This window comes from Marinobacter halodurans (assembly GCF_004327985.1).
Lineage (GTDB): Bacteria > Pseudomonadota > Gammaproteobacteria > Pseudomonadales > Oleiphilaceae > Marinobacter_A > Marinobacter_A halodurans.
The window spans coordinates 59,894-81,146 of sequence record NZ_SJDL01000006.1 but is presented as its reverse complement, the minus strand read 5'-3'; the positions used below and the strand labels follow the sequence as shown (position 1 = coordinate 81,146).

At 61.3% G+C, this 21,253-nt stretch carries 15 protein-coding genes; 7 read left to right on the top strand and 8 right to left on the bottom strand.

The window, feature by feature from the left end:
* Positions 1-48: 48 nt before the first annotated feature.
* The gene (locus tag EZI54_RS05420) at positions 49-618 is read left to right on the top strand and encodes a YceB family lipoprotein (protein ID WP_131479841.1); all 570 of its coding nucleotides are present in this window, start codon (positions 49-51) and stop codon (positions 616-618) included.
* Positions 615-1,352 (top strand): sulfite exporter TauE/SafE family protein, encoded by a 738-nt coding sequence (locus EZI54_RS05415; protein WP_131479839.1) that lies wholly within the window; start codon positions 615-617, stop codon positions 1,350-1,352. Before EZI54_RS05420 ends, EZI54_RS05415 begins: the two co-directional genes overlap by 4 nt.
* On the opposite strand, the gene EZI54_RS05410 is transcribed toward EZI54_RS05415, so the two are convergent.
* The 5 genes from EZI54_RS05410 to EZI54_RS05390 all read right to left on the bottom strand — a co-directional run bounded on the left by EZI54_RS05410 (position 1,338) and on the right by EZI54_RS05390 (position 9,547).
* Complete coding sequence (locus EZI54_RS05410; protein WP_131479837.1) at positions 1,338-2,441, bottom strand: fatty acid desaturase family protein; 1,104 nt, start codon at positions 2,439-2,441, stop codon at positions 1,338-1,340. The two genes, EZI54_RS05415 and EZI54_RS05410, sit on opposite strands and share 15 nt — an antisense overlap.
* Before the next feature lie 727 nt (positions 2,442-3,168).
* On the bottom strand, positions 3,169-3,834 hold the full coding sequence (locus EZI54_RS05405) for a LuxR C-terminal-related transcriptional regulator (protein ID WP_131479835.1): 666 nt from the start codon (positions 3,832-3,834) through the stop codon (positions 3,169-3,171).
* Between the two features lie 205 nt (positions 3,835-4,039).
* Positions 4,040-5,992 carry an acetate--CoA ligase gene (gene acs, locus EZI54_RS05400; protein ID WP_131479833.1) on the bottom strand — a complete coding sequence of 651 codons (1,953 nt, stop codon included), beginning with the start codon at positions 5,990-5,992 and terminating at the stop codon, positions 4,040-4,042.
* A gap of 372 nt (positions 5,993-6,364) precedes the next feature.
* Complete coding sequence (locus EZI54_RS05395) at positions 6,365-7,891, bottom strand: fatty acyl-CoA reductase (RefSeq protein ID WP_131479831.1); 1,527 nt, start codon at positions 7,889-7,891, stop codon at positions 6,365-6,367.
* Between the two features lie 357 nt (positions 7,892-8,248).
* Positions 8,249-9,547 (bottom strand): MinD/ParA family ATP-binding protein, encoded by a 1,299-nt coding sequence (locus tag EZI54_RS05390; protein ID WP_131479829.1) that lies wholly within the window; start codon positions 9,545-9,547, stop codon positions 8,249-8,251.
* 265 nt (positions 9,548-9,812) lie between these two features.
* Here EZI54_RS05390 and EZI54_RS05385 point away from each other — a divergent pair, with 265 nt between their 5' ends.
* Both EZI54_RS05385 and EZI54_RS05380 read left to right on the top strand, forming a co-directional pair.
* The gene (locus tag EZI54_RS05385) at positions 9,813-11,849 is read left to right on the top strand and encodes an HDOD domain-containing protein (RefSeq protein ID WP_207389153.1); all 2,037 of its coding nucleotides are present in this window, start codon (positions 9,813-9,815) and stop codon (positions 11,847-11,849) included.
* Positions 11,850-11,891: 42 nt separating this feature from the next.
* Positions 11,892-14,060 carry a putative bifunctional diguanylate cyclase/phosphodiesterase gene (locus EZI54_RS05380; protein WP_131479828.1) on the top strand — a complete coding sequence of 723 codons (2,169 nt, stop codon included), beginning with the start codon at positions 11,892-11,894 and terminating at the stop codon, positions 14,058-14,060.
* On the opposite strand, the gene EZI54_RS05375 is transcribed toward EZI54_RS05380, so the two are convergent.
* A complete protein-coding gene (locus EZI54_RS05375; protein ID WP_165495683.1) occupies positions 14,022-14,771 on the bottom strand; it encodes a substrate-binding periplasmic protein in 750 nt (249 codons plus the stop codon). The two genes, EZI54_RS05380 and EZI54_RS05375, sit on opposite strands and share 39 nt — an antisense overlap.
* A gap of 482 nt (positions 14,772-15,253) precedes the next feature.
* Between EZI54_RS05375 and EZI54_RS05370 the strand changes: the two genes are divergently transcribed.
* Both EZI54_RS05370 and EZI54_RS05365 read left to right on the top strand, forming a co-directional pair.
* Positions 15,254-15,910 (top strand): class I SAM-dependent methyltransferase, encoded by a 657-nt coding sequence (locus EZI54_RS05370; RefSeq protein WP_131479824.1) that lies wholly within the window; start codon positions 15,254-15,256, stop codon positions 15,908-15,910.
* 78 nt (positions 15,911-15,988) lie between these two features.
* Positions 15,989-16,999, top strand: coding sequence for a DUF2156 domain-containing protein (locus EZI54_RS05365; RefSeq protein ID WP_131479822.1), 1,011 nt, complete (start codon positions 15,989-15,991; stop codon positions 16,997-16,999).
* 11 nt (positions 17,000-17,010) lie between these two features.
* On the opposite strand, the gene murI is transcribed toward EZI54_RS05365, so the two are convergent.
* Both murI and nudC read right to left on the bottom strand, forming a co-directional pair.
* Complete coding sequence (gene murI / locus EZI54_RS05360; RefSeq protein ID WP_131479820.1) at positions 17,011-17,835, bottom strand: glutamate racemase; 825 nt, start codon at positions 17,833-17,835, stop codon at positions 17,011-17,013.
* Positions 17,832-18,632, bottom strand: a complete 801-nt coding sequence (gene nudC / locus EZI54_RS05355; RefSeq protein WP_131479818.1) for an NAD(+) diphosphatase — start codon at positions 18,630-18,632, stop codon at positions 17,832-17,834. The genes murI and nudC overlap by 4 nt, the downstream gene beginning before the upstream one ends.
* A gap of 155 nt (positions 18,633-18,787) precedes the next feature.
* Between nudC and plsB the strand changes: the two genes are divergently transcribed.
* Positions 18,788-21,253, top strand: a complete 2,466-nt coding sequence (gene plsB, locus EZI54_RS05350) for a glycerol-3-phosphate 1-O-acyltransferase PlsB (RefSeq protein WP_131479816.1) — start codon at positions 18,788-18,790, stop codon at positions 21,251-21,253.

Genomic DNA, 21,253 nt, shown 5'->3' with positions numbered 1-21,253 from the left:
GCTGGCCATGGCCAGACATCCCTACCGAACTGAAACGGAGTCCCGTTCATGCCACTTTTCCAGCGTGCAGTCGGCCCTGTCCTGGCCTTCGCTGCAGCCCTGACCCTGTCCGGTTGTGCTTCCCTGTCGCCCTATTCGGTGAGTGAAAATACGCTCGAAGGCTACCTTCAGAACGCCGTCGCCGATTTCGACCGGCAGCAGCTCAAGGCCGGGTCGCCATTGAGCGTATCACTGGACCAGGCGGATATCACCCTGGGCCCGGACGGCCGCGAGGTGGCGGTGCTGGATATTGCCGGTCAGGTGGCCGTCAATGCCTTCATGACCAAGCTGCCGGTCGACCTGAAGCTCAAGGTGGAAGGTGCACCGGTCTATGACCGGGAGGAGCGGGCGGTCTACATCCGCCGGCTGAAGCTGCTGGACAGCAGCATCGACTCCCAGTTTTTCAGGGGTGACCTGAAACCGGTGACGGACAACGTCATGCGCCTGGTCGCCCAATGGCTGGAGACGGTACCGGTCTATCGGCTGGATGAGAACAGCTTCGCCGAACGCATGATCGGCATGGCGCCGGTGGACGTGAAGGTGGTCCCCGGCAAGCTGGTGCTGGTACCGGCGGAATGATCCCCGACAGCATCACGCTGGCCGACCTGATCCTCGCCAATCTGTTCCTGATGGCCGGTGCCTGCCTGCAGGGCGTCGCCGGCTATGGTATCGGCACGCTCTCAGCACCCCTGCTGTTCCTGCTGAGCCCGCTGTTCGTGCCCGGGCCGCTGGTGGTCAATGCGGTGGTGCTGGCGATTCTGCTGCTGCTTCGCAACCGGGCCAGTATCCGCTTCCGGGAAGTGCGCTATGCCATAGGCGGCAGCATCGTCGGTACGACCCTGGCCGGCTTGACGCTCGCCGTAATCACCGGGACTGCCTTTGACCTGATGTTCGGCGTGCTGATCCTGCTGGGCGTCCTGGTCAGCGTGGCTGGCCTCCGGCCCGCACTGAATCCGCGTAACAGCGCCGTTGCCGGTGCCGCCAGTGGTTATATGGGGACAGTGGTCGCCGTGGGCGGACCGCCTATTGCGATGATCTACCAGAACGAAAAAGGCCCGCTGGTGCGGGCCAATATGTCGGCGTTTTTCCTGTTTACCAGCTGCGCCAGCATCGTCGCGCTGTTCTTTGCCGGGCGCCTGGGCCTGCCAGAGATGAAACTTTTCCTGCTCACCCTGCCCGGTGTGGTGACCGGCTTCCTGCTGTCGGCCACGCTGGTGCAACGCCTGCCATTTTCCGCCATGCGCCCCCTGATCCTGGGGATCGCCGCCGTCGCCGGCATCGGTGCCATGGTACGTGGCCTAACCGGCGGCTGACACCTTGTAGGTCGCCGCACTCATCTCTTTCTGCAACGGCAGCAGATCAAACACGCGCCTGGGATTGCTGGGATCGACCAGCGTCGTCGGCGTCAGGTAGACCCGCGGCGTCTTGTATAGCAGCTTGATCGCCTGCCAGTGGGTCGGCGCCACGTAGCGCTCCGGATAGTGCGTTTCCAACCACTCGCGCAGACGCGGCGCCTTGTTGGAGGACATCTTCGGGAAGAAATGATGCTCCACATGGTGGCTGAAGCGGTAGTGCAGCCGATCCAGGATCGGGTTGGTCCGCAGGCTCATGGAGTTGTCCAGCGGGTTGTTGGTCTCGGTCTGGGGCCGCAGGAAGTGGTTGGTCAGGATATAGCCCTGCCCCAGCGCATTGGCCACCATGAACGGGACCACCACGGTAAAGACCGCCAGCGGCCCGGAAACCACCGCCAGCACCAGCCAGGCCGCCACACACAGGAGCGACTGGATAATCGCCCGGCGCCGGTTGAAGCCCTTGAACTGCTTGCGGCGCTTGGCCTGCAGCCACAGCACTATCTGGGCGTGCATGGTGAAGGAATAGGTCAGGAACAGCAGGCTGTACCAGGTGCCGGATCCCGGCGCCAGCCTGGGAAACTTGCGCTGCTTGGGATCCGCCTTGTAGCGACGGATGGTGCCGAAGCTGTCCGGATCGGTATCGCCCATGTTGGTGTGGGCGTGGTGGATCGAGTTGTGCCACTTGCGCCAGAACTCCGGCGGCGCGACCAGCGGCCCGAAGCCCAGCCAGCCAAAGAAATTCTGCCAGCGGCGACTCATCCCGAGCGCCCCGTGCAACACCTCATGCGCCAGCAACGCCTGACAGCCAACGGTATGGCCCAGCACCAGCGCCAGTCCCAGGTTGGCGTACCAGGGCAATCCCGCCATCAGGATCGTCAGCACGCAGCCCCAGATCACCAGTTGCAACGGCAGGAACCAGATCACCCGCCAGCTTTGGGGCTGGAAGGTGTCGGCAGGCAGGTCGCGACGCATCTGGTCGCGCAACGCACGTTCGTCCTGTTCGCCAAAGGTCTGGCCGGGGATGGATTCAGGTTTTACAGCCGCATTCACGGGAGCACCTCTGTATTTCAGCGTACATGTGTGCGCTGAATTTACCGAAGGTGTCAGACCTTGGCAATAGCCTTTGGATTATTTTTTGAGCATTTTCGGCCATTACTGATCTATATCAATAAATTAGATGACAACGATATGACAGGGATGAAATCAAGAAAAAGTACAGGCGTACGTTAAATATGAAACTCCAGGGACGGGACTACCAGCCAGGCTTCGGCGGCGTCAATGACGGCCAAATCAGACGCCGCGAGCCTGAAACCAATGGACCTCTCTACCGCGCCCTCAGAGACTGGCAGGCAACGCGAATATTTGAAGCAACTGGAGTATGTAGCAGATGCTTCAGCTTCTGAGGCGCCGAAGGCGCCCGGTGACGGCTATGAGTTTGCCGGTTTGGCATGGGTGACCAACGCATCAATCTTAGTCCGAAGCCCGGCAGCCCTACAGGCTGCTCCGAAGCTAAAGAGGGTGTTGTAAAAGCGACTGCGCTCAGCCATACGGCGTTGAAAATCGCCTCGTGCGCGAGTCCGATCAAGATGCTCATTTACAACCCGTAAACTGCGCTCTTTCGTTGATTTTCGCCTTGTTTGGCTATCGCTCGCGACGCTTTTGCAACACCCTCTAAAGCGTCGGCTACGCGCTCGAGTTGACTGACGCTTCAAGATAAATCGGCACCCATAAAAAAGCCGCTCTCCAGGGAGCGGCTTTTTCGGATCCGGGCAACCGGTCAACTGCCGGAAAGCGAAGTATCGGACGGATCGATTTCCATCTGCTGGATGGCGATGACCGCCTGGGTCCGGTTGCGCACACCCAGCTTGCGGAACACCGCCGTGATGTGCGCCTTGACCGTGGCCTCGGACACGTCCAGGTCATAGGCGATCTGCTTGTTCAGGAGCCCCTCGGCCAGCATACCCAGCACCCGGAACTGCTGCGGCGTCAGGGACGCCAGCTTGTCGGAGAAGTCGGTGACGTCCGCCTGCATGCGCTCCAGCTTTTCCGCAACGCCGGCCGGCAGCCACACTTCGCCGTCGAGGACGTCGCGGATCGCTTCGGTGATTTCCGGCAAGGGCGCGGATTTGGGAATGAAACCGGAAGCGCCGTAGTCGATGGACCGACGCATGACCTGCAATTCCTCGGAACCGGAGACCACCACCACCGGCAGGCCGGGATACTGCCCGCGCATGAACACCAGGCCGGAAAAACCGTGGGCTCCCGGCATGTTCAGGTCCAGCAGAACCAGGTCGGCGTCAGGATGTTCTTCCACCGCAGCCTGCAATGTCTTGATACTGTCGACCTCCACCATCCGGGCATCCGGCACGGCCTCGGATACGGCCTGGCGCAGAGCCGCCCGGAAGAGCGGGTGATCATCGGCAATAATTATCTGCTGAACCATCGGGCGTTTGGCCTCCTTGACGTCTTCTTTTGCGGAAACAGACACGCTTCATGCCGTTCCCGGGCATTTAGGGAATGATAGCACGCACAGGGAACACTCTGACCAATTCCCCGGACAGACAAAAGCCAGCAGGCGCCGAAAACGCCTGCTGGCCAAAGATGAAACGTGGCCGCCGACCGCAGGGCCGGCGACAGAACCCGTCCGTTTACTTGAACTCGCGATGCTGGATCAGCTCGTCCACCACACCCGGGTCGGCGAGGGTCGACGTATCGCCCAACTGATCGTGCTCGTTGGAGGCGATCTTGCGCAGGATACGACGCATGATCTTGCCGGAGCGGGTCTTGGGCAGGCCCGGCGCCCACTGGATCACGTCCGGTGACGCGATGGGCCCGATTTCCTGGCGCACCCACTGGATCAACTCCTTGCGCAGCTCATCCGATGGCTGCTCGCCCTGGATCAGGGTGACGTAGACATAGATGCCCTGCCCCTTGATCTCGTGCGGATACCCAACCACGGCGGCTTCCGCCACCTTGTCATGGGACACCAGCGCACTTTCCACTTCCGCGGTCCCCAGACGGTGGCCGGATACGTTGAGCACGTCATCCACGCGGCCGGTGATCCAGTAGTAACCGTCTTCATCGCGACGGACACCGTCACCGGTGAAGTAGCGCCCCTTGTAGGTGCTGAAGTAGGTCTGCTTGAAGCGCTCGTGATCGCCGTAGATCGTGCGCATCTGGCCGGGCCAGCTGTCGAGCATCACCAGGTTGCCTTCGGTGGCACCTTCCAGGACGTTGCCGTCGTTGTCGACAACGGCCGGCTGTATGCCGAAGAATGGCAGCGTCGCCGAGCCCGGCTTCAGGTCGATGGCGCCGGGCAGCGGCGAAATCAGGATACCGCCGGTCTCGGTCTGCCACCAGGTGTCCACGATCGGGCACTTGGAGTTGCCGATCACACGGTAGTACCACTCCCAGGCTTCCGGGTTGATCGGCTCGCCGACCGAGCCCAGCAGGTGCAGACTCTCGCGGCTGGTGTTGGCCATACAGTCATCGCCCTTGGCCATCAGCGCCCGGATCGCGGTCGGTGCGGTATAGAGCACGTTGATCTTGTGCTTGTCCACGACCTGGCCCATGCGCGACGCGTCCGGATAGTTGGGCACACCTTCGAACAGTACCGTGATGGCGCCGTTAGCCAGCGGACCGTAGAGAATGTAGCTGTGGCCGGTGATCCAGCCGAAGTCGGCGGTACACCAGTAGACATCGCCCTCGTGATAGTCGAAGACGTACTCGTGGGTCATCGCCGCGTACACCAGGTAGCCGCCGGTGGTGTGCAACACCCCCTTGGGCGCGCCGGTCGAGCCGGAGGTATACAGCATGAACAGCGGGTCTTCCGCGTTCATCGGCTCCGGCGGGCAATCCGCCGAGGCGCTTTTCATCAGATCCTCATAGCGGGCGTCCCGGTCTTCGTTCCAGGGCACGTCCGAGCCGGTGCGGGTGACGACGATCACGCGCTCCACGTCCGGCACCCTGTCGCTCTGCAGCGCCTTGTCGACGTTCTTCTTGAGCGGGATGGTCCGGCCACCGCGCACGCCCTCATCGGCGGTAATCACGAAACGCGACTGGCCGTTCTGGATCCGGGCGCCGAGCGCTTCCGGTGAAAAGCCACCGAAAACCACCGAGTGGATCGCACCGATTCGTGCACAGGCCAGCATGGCCACGGCGGTTTCCACGATCATGGGCATGTAGATGGTCACCACATCGCCCTTGCTGACACCCAGTGTCTTGAGGACATTGGCAAACTTGCAGGTTTCAGCGTGCAGTTCGCGGTAGGTGACGTGACGGGAGACGGAAGGCTCGTCCCCTTCGAAGATGATGGCGGTCTTGTCGCCACGCTTTTCCAGGTGACGATCCAGGCAGTTCGCACTGGCGTTCAGTTCGCCGTCTTCGAACCACTTGATGGACAGGTTGTCGTAGTCGTAGGTGGTGTTCTTGACCTTGGTGTACGGCTTGATCCAGTCGATGCGTTTGCCGTGCTCTCCCCAGAAGGTTTCCGGGTCCTTGACCGACTGCTCGTACATTTCATCGTACTTGGCTCGGTCAATGAGGGCGCGCTTCTTGAACGCCTCACTTACCGGATACACAGATTTATGTTGTTCTGTCATCGTGCTCCCCTTACTTATGGATCGGATTTATCGTTATTGGAATTGTCGGAACCATCAGGCGCCTGCGCGAGGCCCTGCCGGGTGTTGGGTCGCCCCGGTCCATGAATCTGCATGCCGTTTTCCGGCGCTCTGGGCAGCGTTGCGCAGACCCTCTCCATTTTCGTTTAGTTCAACACGGTGCAACTCACGGGTTGAATTAGACTAACGTACTATTAGCACAAAACTTTATAGGCTATCCAAAGGGTTACCAACCACCCTCCGGGATAGTGGGACAGAAGTTTGGACAGTCCCTCAGAGCATAGTTCCTGACGGTACAGGCCACAAAAAACCCCGGGCACTGGACCGGGGTTGAAAGAAGACGCGGCGAAGGATTCAGGCGGCTTTACGTTGCTTGCGGGTCTTGAGCCGATACAGCTTACGCTCGCTCAGCGCGTACTTGTTCAGCCCCGCCAGGTGGATCTTGCGCAGGTAGGTCGACCAGTCGATGCGGCGGGCATCCACCGGGAACAGGTTGCGGTCCAGCTCGCCCATGCGCTGGGCCAGATCCAGCAGTTGGCTGTTGTCGAACACATAGTCCGGCGCGGTGTAGAAGCCGAAAATGGTCGCCAGCGACAAGGTGGTGTCGATGTTGCGCAGCGCCTTCAGCTCGCGCTCGCTGCCCGCCAGCTTCAGGGCCTGGTTGAAGGCCTTCAGCGGCAGCCGCGCACCACTCATTACGGTGTCGAACAGACGTCGGTTTACAGCAATAAACGGCTTGCGCGGCTGGCGATAGAACAGCTTGTCGTAGGTGGCGTAGTTTTCCTTAGCTTCGGCCATCAAATGATCGATGAACTCGCCCAGGGTAATCGGGTTGCCGGTACCACTGCAGCACTGGTAGATACGATGGGTCGACGGCGTACCCAGGCTTTCCGCCAGCGACAGGATAATGCTGTTGCCCACCAGATCCGCGGGAATCACATCGATGATCCCGCTGCGTCTGCCCGGGAACAGGGCCACCTTTTCGCGAGCGTAAGCCAGGATGATGGCGTCGGCCACCTTGACCCCTTCGATCCAGCCCGGTGCCGGCTCTTCCAGTGCACTTTCGATAATGGATGGACGCAGGATGGTCAGTGACGACCCTTTCAGGCCGCGGAACAGGATCTGCTCGCCCAACCACTTGGTGAAGGTGTAGGTATCGCTCCAGCCATAGTGGTTGGCTTCGCGGATACCCAGCTCCACCAGTTTTTTCTCCAGTACCTGGCCGGAATAGCGGGCCTTCACGTCGGCAATCTTGTCCTGCAGCAGATGGACCAGCTCGTCCACATCGTAGACGCCATCGTCGTTGCGCTGGATGTCGCCATGGGCCGGGCTGACAATCGCCTCGCGGGCCAGACCGGCATTCATGCCATTGACGTAACAGGTCGACACCTGCACCACCGGCAGCTCACCGCCCGCGCGTGACAGCTCGATCACGTTGTTCAGGCACAGGGCATTGATCTGGAGGGCCTTGTCCAGTTCCTCGCGGAAATTCACGCTGGCGGCGGAATTGATGATGGCATCCAGACGACCGGCCAACTCCTGGAAACGCGCCTCGGGCAGGCCGAAGTGCGGCGCGGTCACCTCCCCGGTGACACAGTGAACCCTCTCTTCCAGGAACAGGTCAAAGGCGTCCGGATCATCCATTTTCAGGCGCTCGAAAACGGAGGAACAGGCAATTTCATTAACGAAACGATCCTCTGCATCGGGGTAGCGGCGATTGCCGCGGATCAGCAGGTGGATCCCCCCGATGTCCGGGACCGCACGGATCAGCTTTTCCAGTACAACTTTCCCCAGGAAGCCGGTTGTTCCGGTAATCAGCACATGCTTCCCTCTCAGTGCCTGCAGAACATTTGAACCGCTTTTTTCAACGGTATATGGCATCACGAAGCTCCTTCTCGATATCACAAGCTAATGTCAAACGAATAACTTGATGGATGCATCAACCAGGCCAAGAGCCTGAAATTGAGGCACGGATAACTGCCATACTTCCTAAGTTGCTGAATCGGGAGTTAAAGGACTTCCAGGCAAGACATTCATATGTCGAGGCACCCGCTATCATTCAGTCAACGCCATTGGCCTTTGCGGCCATTTTACGGTGCACGCCGTTACAAATTGGTGACCTGAAGCAAGAAACTGCATCAGGTTGGAACACATTACTAGAAATGTGACATCGCGTCAGTGAAAGCTCGGCAATCTTCGCCTATGCCCTGAAACCAATTTGAAATAAGGAAAGACGGACTACTTCTTACGCCGATCTGAGGAGGAGATTGAATCCAGCCAGGCGTCCAGGGAGACGTCGCTGGGCTGGTCCCTGAGCGCCCGTAACAGGGCATCCTGGCTGCCGAAACGGATTTCGTCGTAACGCGGCTCCTGACGCTCCCGGGATACCATGGGCGCTGGCGTCGACGGCTGCGGCTCGATTTCTCCGGCAAGATGGCGCAGGTGGGCGGCAAAGTGTGCGCGCTGCGCCTCCGGCAGGCGCTCCCAGGCCATGGCGGCCAGCCCGGTCTGGATAATCTCGATGGTGTCTTCGTCCATCGTGCGTCCGAATTGCGCAAAGCAACTGGTCAACGCCTCGTAGCGCTGAATCGGCGATGTTTCCGATGCACTGAGCAGCTCGTCCAGCTCCCGGGTCCACTCGCGCCAGCGGGTCGGTACATCCGCCGGCTGCCTGGGGGCCGGTTCCGCCTTCGCGGAAACCGGATTGCGACGCTCCGCCAGACGGTTCCAGTAAGCCGAAAAACCGGAGCGGCGTGGCTCGATCCGCTCGAAACGCACCTTGACCATATCCGCCAGGACACGGAACTGGCGACAGGACGGGTCTGACTCCGGCAGGGTGGCCACCGGCCGCTGTGTGGCGACGGCATGCCTCAGGGTCTCATCCCGCCAGATCGCCCCCATATAATGAGGGGAGATATCCAGGTGACGCTGGGCCGCGGCATAGAAACGCTGGAAGATCGACTGGGCCTGGCTCGCCCCCCGCGCCATATTGATGAGGATGCTAGGGGTACGCCGATAGCCTCGCCGCTTGAGCACCTTGAGCAGCGAAAAGGCGTCGGTCAGCGATGTGGGATCCGGTGTGACCACCACGCAGGCCAGCGAGGCGCTGGCGATCATGTGCATGACATTGGCCTGCAGGCCCGCAGCGGTGTCGATCAGGATATAGTCGTAGCGCTTTTCGAGCGACGCCAGCCCGCGGAAGATCGCCAAGCGGTCAGACGGTGCGATACCGATACACCGCTCCACCCCCGAAGCGCCCGGCAGGATATGCAGGCCAAAAGGCGCCTCGAAGATGGCCTCCTCCAACGTGCACTCGTTGGCCAACACATGCTCCAGGGTTTTCCCCGGAGACTGCCCCAGCATAATGGTCACATTGGCCAGGTCGGTATCACCGTCCAGCAACAGGACGCGGCTACCCTGTCGCGCCAGGATCAGGGCCAGGTTCAGCGCTACCGACGTTTTGCCCACCCCCCCCTTGCCGCCGGTAACAGCAAGGATGCGCGGAGACGCTGTGGAGGATTCCGTGTGTCCAGCCATGGATCGACAATCCATCTCGCCAACGATGACCCGGCCCTGAACGCGACCGGCCCGGGAAGCTCAAACTGGGATTGTACCGTCCTGCACTGCGGGGACGACAGGCTTTAAGCACATAACTTGACGAAGAAAGCCCAGGATTTACGCGATTTTACAAGCAAGACCCCTTGAATTGGGTCAAAATGTGTACAATTTGCCGTTGATATTCCCCTTGGAACGGCTAAGCTCCATCGTCAATAACGATATAATTATTAAAGCGTCATAAACTATGGCCCGGGCTCAAATCGAATTACCAGCCGACGGCGAGCTGCCCAGCCTGCCGCAGGTTGTCCTGCGTGCGCTGGAGGCCTGTCGCGGCGATGCCGATTACCGTGATATCGGTCGGATTATCAGTGCCGATACCGCATTGTGCGTCCGGGTTCTTGCGCTCGCCAACTCAGCGCTTTACGGACGCCCGGGCGAAATCAACTCGATCGATCAGGCGCTGCAGCGTCTGGGTACGAACCAGATACAGGCCCTGATCATCACGGCGTCGTTACGCCAGCTACTGTTTGACCTTGGCGCCGACCGCTGGCAGCAGCTTCGCGACTTCTGGCGCCACTCCCTCACCACCGCCCTCACCGCCCGTGCCCTGGGCCGGCTGACGGGCTACCCCAACAACGAAGAAGCCTTCATGTTGGGCCTTCTCCACAACGTCGGTGAGCTGATCGCCCTGCGCCAGCCGACCGGCGAAAACCAGCAAGCGCTGCTCGACAACCAGACCGAGATGGGCGCCCGCCTGGCCGAACACTGGGGGCTCGGCCAGATGGCTGTCGATGCCATTCGCTACCAGCATGCACCGGCCCGGGAGATTCGCGACGCCGGCCACCTGGTCAAGCTGATCAACCTCTCCACCCGCCTGGCCCTGGCCGATTCCAGCGGGATCGAGGCCGCCCAGACCATCTTCGGCCTGACCAGCGCCCTCACCCGGGAGATTTGCGCCCGTATCGAGCGGGAAGTGTCCTCCGTCGCACAAAGCCTGGAGATTCCCCTGGATGGCCCGTTCGATGGCGAGTCCGCCCATCGGCGACTGTTCAACCGGGTGGTCCGTACCGCGTTGGTGGAGCAGGCCATGCAGACCCTGCCGGCGCAATCGACCGACACCGAACTGCTGGTGACCGCCCTGCGCAACCTGGTGACCCTCACCGGTCGGCCGGGCCTGGTGTTCCAGGAACAGGATGGCGTGCTGCGGTTGCTGGCGGCCACCCGCACCAGCCCGCCCCATATCGAAGTACCGCTGGACAATCCCCGCAGCCTCGTCACCCGGGTGGCGACCCTGCACGAGACCGAGGCGCTGGCAGCGGACAACCGGACCATCCTGGACCAGCAACTGCTGGACCTGCTCGACTGCGCTTCGATGATGTGCGTCGCGGTCAATGGCGCCCTTCACTGCCACGGCGTTTATGTCATCGGCCTGGATGCCTCCGGTGATGCCGAAGACAGCCAAGTCCTGCTCGATCTCTTTGCCCGGCGTGTCGCCGACCTGGCCGACACGCTGGAGCTGGATACCCGCGCCCATAGCGATGAAATGCTGGAGCACCTGGCACGGCGCATCGAGCTGCGCAAGCGCGTCCATGAAATCAGCAACCCACTGACCATCGTGCGCCAGTACATCCACCAGTTGCAGGGCAAGCTGGCGTCGCTGGAAGGCAGTGAGAGCCTCAAGCCGGATCTGCAGATCCTGCGCGAGGAGATGGATCGCGCTGCGGGCCTGCTGGAGCGGATCAGCGAGTCGGATTCCACCGACGATCACGCCGGGGCCCCGCCTCTGGACCTGAACTCGGAACTCACCCTGCTCTGCGAACTTTTCGAGGATGCCCTGTTTGCGCCGGCACACATAGATTGCCAACCAACGCTCACGTCCGCCGACACTCATGTCCGGGCAACACGGGGGCCGGTGCGGCAGTTGGTCATGAACCTGGTGCGCAACGCGGTTGAAGCCATGGACAAGGGGGGCCAGTTGCACCTGCAGACGGCGGCCCCGGTCTGGCAGGACGGCCGCCAGTGGGTGGAACTGGTTATCGAGGATTCGGGAGAGGGAATCCCCGAATCGGTCAGGAACCGCCTGTTCAAGCCGGTGCGTTCCACCAAGGGTCCGACCCACAGCGGGTTGGGACTGAGTATCGTGAAACAGCTCATGGATGACATGGAAGGTATCGTCAGCTGCAAGACAAGTGACCGAGGTACCAGCTTCCGACTCTTGTTGCCAGCGGCTCCAGACTCTGGAAAATACGACCGGGAAGCCCATGAAGAACCAGGGCAGTAATACGAACGGCTTCCGGTTGCCCCAACAGGATGAGCTTAGGCCATGATTTCGGACGCACTGCTAGAAACCAGTACTGTCGAGGCGCGCATTCTCGTTGTGGATGACGAGCCCAGACTCCTGCGCAGCCTGGTCGACCTGCTCGAAGAACAGGGCTTCATTGCCGTGCCTGCGCTGGGCGGCCGCGCCGCCTGCGAGCTGCTTACCCGGGAAGCCTTCCAGTTGGTGATGCTGGACCTGCGAATGCCGGAGGTGGACGGCCATCAGGTCATGCAGTTCATCCAGGACCGGAAAATCGAAACCCCGGTGATCGTGGTCAGCGGCGAGTCCTCCTTTACCGCCGTCAGCCGGGCCCTGCGCCGCGGCGCCGAAGACTACATCAAGAAGCCGTTCGATCCGGAGGAGCTGCTGGCGACGGTCGGCAATGTGCTGCAGAAGCAGGCCCTGGCCTGGGCCCACCGCAACGTGCAGATGCGACTGGAGAAGTCCGAGGAACTGCACCGCTACATCGTCAACACCTCGCCCGACATCGTTTTCATGCTCGACCGGGAGGGACGGGTCTGCTTCGTCAACCGGAAGATCGAGGCCCTGCTGGGCTACAAACCCAGCGAATTGATCGGACGGCACTTCCGCCACCTCATCGATGAGCAGGACGTTGCCCGAGGCACCTACGCCCTCCAGGATCCGGCCATCAGCGCGGAAAACCCGCGCACCTTCGAGATTCGCCTGAAAACCCGCGGCAGCCGCAAGGCCAATCGCTATTTCGAGATCACGGCGTTCCCTATCGGTGACGACAGTGGCCAGTTCCTTCCCCATGAGATCCATCGCTCCAACACCAGCGATCCGTGTATTTACGGCTCGGCCCGCGACATTACCGAGCGCAAGGAGGCCGAGGCCTTCATCAATTTCCAGGCCTACCATGACCTGCTGACGCGGCTCCCCAACCGGGCCCTGTTCAAGGATCGCCTGATGCTGGCCATCACCCAGGCCCAGCGCAACCGGCAGAAACTGGCGGTCATGTTCCTGGATCTGGACCGCTTCAAGGTGGTCAACGACACCCTGGGCCACGCCATGGGCGACCGACTCCTGCAGGCGGTGACCCAGCGCCTGGAAAGCTGCCTGCGCAAGGGCGATACGCTGTCCCGGTTCGGCGGCGACGAATTCACCTTGCTGCTGCCCGCCATCTCCACCCACAACGACGCCCGCAAGATCGCCCGCAAACTGATCAGCGTGCTGAAGGAACCCTTCCAGTTGGGCGAGCATGAGGTGTTTGTCGGCGTCAGCGTGGGGATCGCCATCTTCCCGGATGCCGGCCAGACCATGGATCAGTTGATCCAGTGCGCCGACATTGCCATGTACCACGTCAAGGCCGGTGGCAAGGACGGTTATCGCTTCTACAGCGAAACCATGAGCATCGGCACGGCCAATCGGCTGAGCCTCGAGCGGGACTTGCGCCAGGCCCTGGTGAACAAGGAACTCTGTGTCCATTACCAGCCCCAGGTCGCCTCCGACACCGGCCAGGTGGTCGGTCTGGAAGCACTGGTTCGCTGGCAGCACCCCGAGCGCGGCCTGCTCTACCCCAGGGATTTCCTGCCCCTGGCCGAGGAAACCAAGCTGATCACCGAGCTCAGCGAATGCGTCCTGGACACCGCCTGCCAGCAGATGAAGCAATGGATCGACGGCGGCCATCGCACCCTGCGACTGGCCGTGAACCTCTCGCCGCTCCAGGTGGACCATCCCCGCTTCGTGCAGAACCTGATTGCCCAGCTCAGGGCAATCAACTTCCCACCGGAGAACCTGGAAATCGAGATCACCGAGAACGTGATCATGAACGATCTGGAGCAGATCAGCCGCAAGCTCCAGGAGTTGGCCGAGCATGGCATCCGCATCGCCATCGACGATTTCGGCACCGGCTACTCGTCGCTGAATTACCTGCACCGACTGCCCATCCACACCCTCAAGGTGGACCAGTCGTTCGTACGGGGCATCCGCAGTGGGGAGGACGGCGCCTGCATCGTCAACGCCATCGTGGCCATGGCCCATGGCCTGCGGCTGGACATCGTGGCCGAAGGGGTGGAAACGGATATCCAGTTGGCCTATCTGCGCAACCTGGGTTGCCAGCAGGTCCAGGGATTCTTCTATGGGCCGGCGCGACCGGCCAGTGAAATCAACGAATTACTCGGCACCCGAGCCCCGATCCAGGCCGTCGTCTGAAGACAGGTAACGGGCCTTGATCCTCGCCAGCTCGCCCGACTGGCGCAGCTCGACAATCCGCTTGAGGACGAATTCCCGGAAGTCGGAAGGCCAATCGATGTCGATCGCCAGATAGATCGGAAAATCGGGAATGATCGCGCTGAAATCCAGCCAACGCAGACAGGCGGCTCCGGCCTCCGGCATCGACTTGATGTGATAGCGCAACCGGGACTCCATCTCCACGAAACCGTCAGCCCGGCCCAGACTCACCAGCTTGATGCCGGCCTCGTAACGATCGATTGGAATCTGGCGGAGGCGCCCATGGGAGGCCGCCACGTCCAGCGTCTGGTAATCGAAGTTACGCAGCGTCACGATACTCAGACCCTGCAGGTCGGCGACATTGCGGATGTCGCCGTCCATGTCCTGGCGGCACGTCAGCAGGACGTGATGGGTCTGGAGGATGGGCTCCTCCACGTACAGCCCCTGATTGCCGAACGTCCGCCAGGGCAGCGCGTCATAGGCGATCCAGTGCTGCACCTCGTTGTCTGACACCACATGACGCAGGCGGTTGACCGGGTAAACCAGGTGATTGACGGTGTAATCGGAGCCCGCGAATATCCTATCGACAATATCCGACACGACCCCGCCACGGCTTTCGCCGTTCTTGACGATCTGGAACGGACGCGCCTTGTCCTCCACCACCAGGTAGTTGACAACGGTCTGAGCGCACACAGGCCCCGCAGCCAGAATGACTGCGACCAAACAACCAACCAGTGATCCCCGCCAGCGCACCCGGCAATCGGACATAACTATCACCCTGACCCGTACAGACTGTGTAGACAGCGGGTCGGCGACGGTGTGGCCATCCTGTGCAACCGGACCGACCTTGTTTTTACCAGTCTTGCATCAAATCCGGTGGGGCGCTACCGCCGCTGGTAAACCGTTCCGTCGTGGACAGGAAATTTGATCCAACTCAAAAATGATTGTCGGACATTCCAATAAAAAATCTTGATTCGGTTAGCAAAGCGCAGCTTCGTGTTAATTTTTGTATCGTGAAATGAGGGCTGCTGCACAAAACTTGTCCGGGGAGTCTCCTACTCTCTTTGCAGCAACAACAAAACAGCCCGACCGCGGGCCCCGACGTCCGAACAACAAGAGCCGCCCGATCGGCCGGGACTCCGGTTTTTTTCAGACTTGGACAGGCAGTGACGACAATGCGAGACAAATACAGATACATCGGCCCGGTCTACGACTTCCTCAGCAACCTCTATAGCGGCAAGAGCATCCATCGTTGCAAGACCGCCATGCTGGATGTGGAAACCATCCAACCGGGCACCCGCGTACTGTTCGCCGGTGTGGGCCATGGCCGGGATGCGATCCGGGCAGCGGAACTGGGCGCCGAGGTGACCGTGGTCGACCTTTCGGAAACGATGCTGCGCAAGTTCAACGAAGCCAAGCAGAAAGAGGCGCCCGATCTGACCATTCGCACCCTCCACAGCGACATCATGCAGATCGACGAAACCGGCCAGTACGACATGGTCATCGCCAACTTTTTCCTCAACGTGTTCGACGAGGACATGATGGTCAAGGTGCTCGAGCACCTGATCAGTCTGGCCCGGGCTGAAGGCAACGTCGTGGTGGGCGACTTCAGCTACCCGACGGGCAACCTCCTGGCCCGCCTGTTCAAGAAGCTCTACTGGTATGGCGCCGTCTTTACCTTCTGGCTGCTCGCCAACAACGCGTTCCACAAGATCTACAACTACCCGGAACACATGCAGCGGCTGGGTCTGAAGATCACCGACAAAAAGCACTTCAAGCTGCTGAACATGAACTGCTACTGGTCGATCCTGGGCCAGAAGCAGGCCAGATAACAACAACACGGACACGCCGCCCCCAATAACAGAACAACCGGGCCGGCGGGAACAGTGGTTTTTCGGGAGACACACAACATGACTGACCAGATCCTTACCCTGGACCGGTTGGCCGGTCAGCAGGAAGAAGGGCGCCTGACCTTCTCCCAGCGGGTGGACTACCTCAAGCAGCACGGAGCCCACTCCCAGTCGTTTTCAACCCTCCAGCCCCACATGGACTATTTTGACCTGCCGGGTGTCGGCTACATTGCCTACATGCGCAAGTGGGGTATGACCTTTGTGCTGTCGGATCCCGTTGCGGCGCCGGAGCATTTCGAGCTGATCATCGAGCAGTTCCATGCGCGCCACCCCAACGCCAGCTACATCCAGGTGTCCAAGCCGGTGGTGGATATCCTGCATCGGCGCTATGGCCTGTATGGCACCCAGTTCGGTAGCGAATCCCGCATCGACCTGCAGAAATGGTCACTCAAGGGCAAGAAGAAGCAGACCATCCGCACGGCGGTAAACCAGGCCGAGCGCAACGGCGTGACGGTTATGGAGCGTTTCAGCGACGATCACACGCGGGAGATCTCCGAGGCCTGGATTCGCACCCGCAAGGTGAAGAGCAATGAGATCCGCTTCCTGATCCGGCCGATGGAAATGGATTACCGGGAAAACGAACGCCATTTCTACGCCTACGAGAACGGTAAAGCGGTGGGCTTCATCTATTTCGATCCCATCTACCGGAACAACCGGATCATCAGCTACGTACCGAACATTTCCCGGGCGAACGCCGCCTTCCGCCAGGGTCTGTTCTATACCCTGATGGCCCATGCCATGGAGGTGTTCCAGAGTGAAGGCGTGCCCTACCTGGACCTGGGCCTGATTCCGCTGTCGCTGGACAAAACGGCCGAACCCCAGGAAGCGAAGCTGCTGAAGAAGATCCTCCACGGTCTCTACGCCAGGGGCAACTTCCTCTATAACTTCAAGGGGCTGGAATTCACCAAGTCACGTTTCCGCGGGGAATCGTTCAAGACCTACTGCTGCCATCAACGGGTCCTGCCCACGCTGGAATTCCTGGCCATGCTCAAGCTAACCCGGGTGGTGTAAACCGCCACCCGTCATGGGGCCGCTGTAGAACCCGGCCACTGGTCCCGGACCGGGCCGGGTTCCAGGCCCAACCGGGGCAGGAAAACCTCAAGCGCCGCGGGCGCGGCCCCGGAAAATCGAGCCGTCATACCCATCTCGCACCCTTTGAGAGAGCCGGCCGCATCGAGGCCGGCTTCTTGCAGCAGGAACGCCACCCGCCGGGCGATGGCCTCGCCCGAATCCACCCAGTGACGCACCTCCGGCAGCACGATCGCCAGCTCATCGCGAATCAGCGGGTAGTGCGTGCAGCCCAGGACCACCGTGTCCACACCGGCATCGCCGAGTGGCCTGACGGCCTCACGCAGCGCTTCCAGGGGCACCGGCTGTCCGGCCACCTTGTCTTCCGCCCAGCGCACCAGGCCGGGATGACCCACCCGCGTGACATCGCAGTGCGCGGCGAACCGGAGGATCAGGTCGTCGGTATAGGGGCGCCGCACCGTTGCCGGCGTCGCCAGGACACCCAGCCGCCCGTTCATCGACAGCGCGGCAGCGGGTTTTATCGCCGGTACGACCCCCACCACCGGGATACCCAGGCGCTCGCGCAGGGCCGGCAACACGACCGTACTGGCCGTATTGCACGCCACAACCACTAGGTCAACAGGGACATCGGCCATCAGCCGCTCGACTAGATTGACGCACCGATGAATCACGGTCGCCTCGGGCTGGTCACCATAGGGAAAGCCCGCCGTGTCGGCCAGGTAGGACAACCGCACGCCGGGGAGACGGGTACGAAGGCAGGCCGCGATGCTTAACCCGCCCACGCCGGAATCGAAAACCAGGACATGGGGCGCACTCACGACCGGCTGCGCCCCTCCGCCAGGGCCCGCTCAATCAGGCGACCGGCGATGGTATAGCCGGGAGGAACCGGAGGCAGCTGATCCGGCGCAAACCAGTCGGCTGTGGCCAGTTCATCCGCCTGCAGTTGCAGGTCGCCGCCGTCGTAATCGGCGAAGTAGCCCAGCATCAACTGATGGGGAAACGGCCAGGGCTGGGAGGCCTGGTAGCGAATGTTGGTCACCTTGAGCCCGGTCTCCTCCATGACCTCCCGCTGCACCGCCTCCTCGGCACTTTCACCGGGCTCGATAAAGCCGGCGATCAGGCTGTAGAAGCCATGGGTATGGCGACTTGAGCGCGCCAGGAACAGTCGATCGCCGTCACGGATCAGCACGATCACACAGGGGGCCAGGCGGGGGTAGAACGGAATATGGCAGTGATCGCACCACTTCGCCCGTTCCCGGTCGTGCATCCGGGTCGGGTTGCCACAGCGGCCACAAAAACGGTGATCCCGCTGCCACTGCAAAACCTGGCTGGCGGTACTGAGCAGCGACGCCTGGGCCTCGTCGACGCTGAACAGCGCCTCGCGCAAGCCACAGGTGCGGTCTTCGCCGGTCTTCCCGGCCAGCGCCACAAAGATACGCCGCCCATCCAGGTGTCCGAGAAACACCGGCTCTTCACCCGCCAGCGGTGCTTCCGGAGAGGTCGCGTCATGAATCCAGCCATCCGCCGCACGGATCACGGTTTGCCCCCGGGCCAGGACCAACCCATCGCCCGCTTCGGGCGGCTTTTCCGACCAGCCGGGAGTCCAGACTGCCATACGCCACTCTCTCTCGCTGCAAGAAAAAACAATCCCGCAAAGGTACCACAGAGTCGGTCATGCCGGGACATTTTGCGGGTGTTCCGGGGCGGCCCTTTGCGCTATCGGAGTGACCAAGTAAACTTAGCCCACCTACTGGCTGTACTGGAGTCTGCATGCGACTTTTCCCGGGTCTTAGCGACCTGTTCTTTACGCTTTTACGAAAGATCCTGTTTTTATGGGTACGCACCAATGTCATGGGTGCCAGCCGTGAGCAGCTCGGTCTGGATCCGGACAGGAACGTCTGCTATGTGCTGCAGTACAGCTCCCTGTCGAGCCGGCTGGTCCTGGAGCAGGAGATCCTGCGGGCCGAACTGCCCTCTTCCCAGGCCCCATTCCCTGCCGAAAAAGGCCCGCGTCGCTCGTTCTTCTTTCTGTACCAGCGTGCTGGCGGACTGTTCCGGCGCCGGCACTCGCCGGCGTTGACGCCGCGCATCAAGCAGATCACCGCCATGGCGCTGCACGATCCCTCACTGGACATCCAGATCGTGCCGGTCACCCTGTTCTGGGGGCGCTCGCCCGACAAGGAAAAATCTCTGTTCAAACTGCTGCTGTCGGACACCTGGTCCGTTGCTGGCCGCCTGCAGAAATTCCTGATCATCCTGGTCCACGGCCGCAACACCTACGTCCAGTTCAACCGCCCGATTTCCATCCAGCAGGTGGTCAACGAGTTCCGCGATAACGAGGAACGGGCCACCCGCAAGCTGGCACGGATCCTGCGCACTCATTTCCGGCGTGTCCGCCAGGCGGTACTGGGACCGGACCTGTCCCACCGTCGCACCCTGGTGGCCGAGCTGGTCAAGACACCGGCCGTGAAAGAAGCCATCCGTGAAACCGCCCGGGACAAGGACCTGCCGCCGGAGAAAGTCCGCGCCAAGGCGCTGAAGTACGCCGACGAGATCGCCGCCAGCATGTCCATCGCCGCCATCCGTTTCCTGGAGGTGGTGCTGTCCTGGCTGTGGAACCGCATCTACAACGGCGTGGCGGTGAACAACATCGAAGTCGCCCAGGACGTGGCCAAGGACTACGCGGTGGTCTACGTGCCCTGCCACCGCTCGCACATCGATTACCTGCTGCTGTCCTACGTGCTCTATCGCAACGGCCTGATGCCCCCGCATATCGCGGCCGGAATCAACCTGAACATGCCGATCGTGGGGCCGATCCTGCGTCGGGGCGGGGCCTTCTTCATGCGCCGCAGTTTCAAGGACAACCCGCTCTACGCGACGGTTTTCAACGAGTACATGCACGTCATGTTCTCCCGCGGCTATTCGGTGGAGTATTTCGTCGAGGGCGGTCGCAGCCGGACAGGGCGCACCCTGCAGCCCCGCCCGGGCATGCTGTCGATGACGGTGCGCAGCTACCTGCGGGATCATCGCAAGCCGATCGTCTTCGTGCCGGTCTACATCGGCTACGAGAAGGTGATGGAAGGCCGCAGCTACCTGGGGGAACTGCGCGGCAGGAAGAAGCAGAAGGAAAGTATCTTTTCCCTGGCCAAGACCGCCCGCAAGCTGACCAATTCCTTTGGCCGTGTCTCGGTCAACTTCGGCGACCCGATCCGCCTCAGCCAGGTTCTGGATGACGTGCATCCTGCATGGCGGGACGAAGCCTACGACGCCGATTACCGTCCGCGCTGGCTGAACCAGGCCGTGGAGACATTGTCCGATCGCGTGGCCGAGCACATCAATGCCGCCGTGGCCGTCAACCCCATCGGCATGCTGGCGACCGTGCTCCTGTCGGCCCAGCGACTGGCCATGGACGAACGTCTGCTGATCCGCCTGATGGACGAGTTCTGCGACCTGATCCGGTCAGCGCCCTACTCGCCGTACGTCACCTATCCGGAAGGAACCGGCAGGGACTGGGTGGCTTATGGCGAGAAAATGGGACTGATCACCCGCTATAACCAGGACCTGGGCGACATCATCGCCCTGGAAGGCAACAACGCCATCCTGATGACTTACTACCGCAACAATATTCAGCACCTGTTTGCGCTGCCGGCCCTGATTGCCTGCCTGTTCGAAAACTTTTCGACCCTAAAACGCGAGCGGGTGGTGTTCCTGGCCAGTTCCGTCTACCCCTACATCAAGTCCGAACTGTTCCTGCAGTACCCGGATGAGGCGGTCGACCCGGTGATCGAGCACTGGATCGACGTCCTGGTCGAGCGCCAGTTACTGACCCTGGATGGCGAACGCGTCTGCCGACCGGCCGACGGTACCGAGGCGGCGTTGCGGCTGCGGGCCCTGTCCCGCTTCATCATCCAGACGCTGGAGCGTTATCACATCTCCATCGCCATCCTGCGCAAATACGGCTCCGGACGGATTTCAGCCAGGGAGCTGGAGGAACAGAGCACGCAAATGGCCCAGCGGATGTCGATCCTGTTCGGGGTGAACGCACCGGAATTCTTCGACAAGATGCTGTTCCGCAATTTCATCAACAACCTGCAGGCCAACGACATCCTCACCACCGACGAAAACGATCTGCTCTGCTACACGGAAGGGCTGGACGAGGTGGCGGAAGACGCCCGGCTGGTGCTGAACCTGGAGAAACGCCAGGCCATCCAGCAGGTGACGATGCTGGGGGCGTGA

Excerpts from the sequence above, each read along its gene's own strand:
- EZI54_RS05420 (WP_131479841.1), top strand. The coding sequence starts at position 49 with ATGCCACTTTTCCAGCGTGCAGTCGGCCCTGTCCTGGCCTTCGCTGCA.
- EZI54_RS05395 (WP_131479831.1), bottom strand. The coding sequence starts at position 7,891 with ATGCCATATACCGTTGAAAAAAGCGGTTCAAATGTTCTGCAGGCACTG.
- EZI54_RS05390 (WP_131479829.1), bottom strand. The coding sequence starts at position 9,547 with ATGGCTGGACACACGGAATCCTCCACAGCGTCTCCGCGCATCCTTGCT.
- nudC (WP_131479818.1), bottom strand. The coding sequence starts at position 18,632 with ATGGCAGTCTGGACTCCCGGCTGGTCGGAAAAGCCGCCCGAAGCGGGC.
- EZI54_RS05415 (WP_131479839.1), top strand. The coding sequence starts at position 615 with ATGATCCCCGACAGCATCACGCTGGCCGACCTGATCCTCGCCAATCTG.
- EZI54_RS05380 (WP_131479828.1), top strand. The coding sequence starts at position 11,892 with ATGATTTCGGACGCACTGCTAGAAACCAGTACTGTCGAGGCGCGCATT.
- acs (WP_131479833.1), bottom strand. The coding sequence starts at position 5,992 with ATGACAGAACAACATAAATCTGTGTATCCGGTAAGTGAGGCGTTCAAG.
- EZI54_RS05405 (WP_131479835.1), bottom strand. The coding sequence starts at position 3,834 with ATGGTTCAGCAGATAATTATTGCCGATGATCACCCGCTCTTCCGGGCG.
- plsB (WP_131479816.1), top strand. The coding sequence starts at position 18,788 with ATGCGACTTTTCCCGGGTCTTAGCGACCTGTTCTTTACGCTTTTACGA.
- EZI54_RS05385 (WP_207389153.1), top strand. The coding sequence starts at position 9,813 with ATGGCCCGGGCTCAAATCGAATTACCAGCCGACGGCGAGCTGCCCAGC.
- EZI54_RS05370 (WP_131479824.1), top strand. The coding sequence starts at position 15,254 with ATGCGAGACAAATACAGATACATCGGCCCGGTCTACGACTTCCTCAGC.
- EZI54_RS05365 (WP_131479822.1), top strand. The coding sequence starts at position 15,989 with ATGACTGACCAGATCCTTACCCTGGACCGGTTGGCCGGTCAGCAGGAA.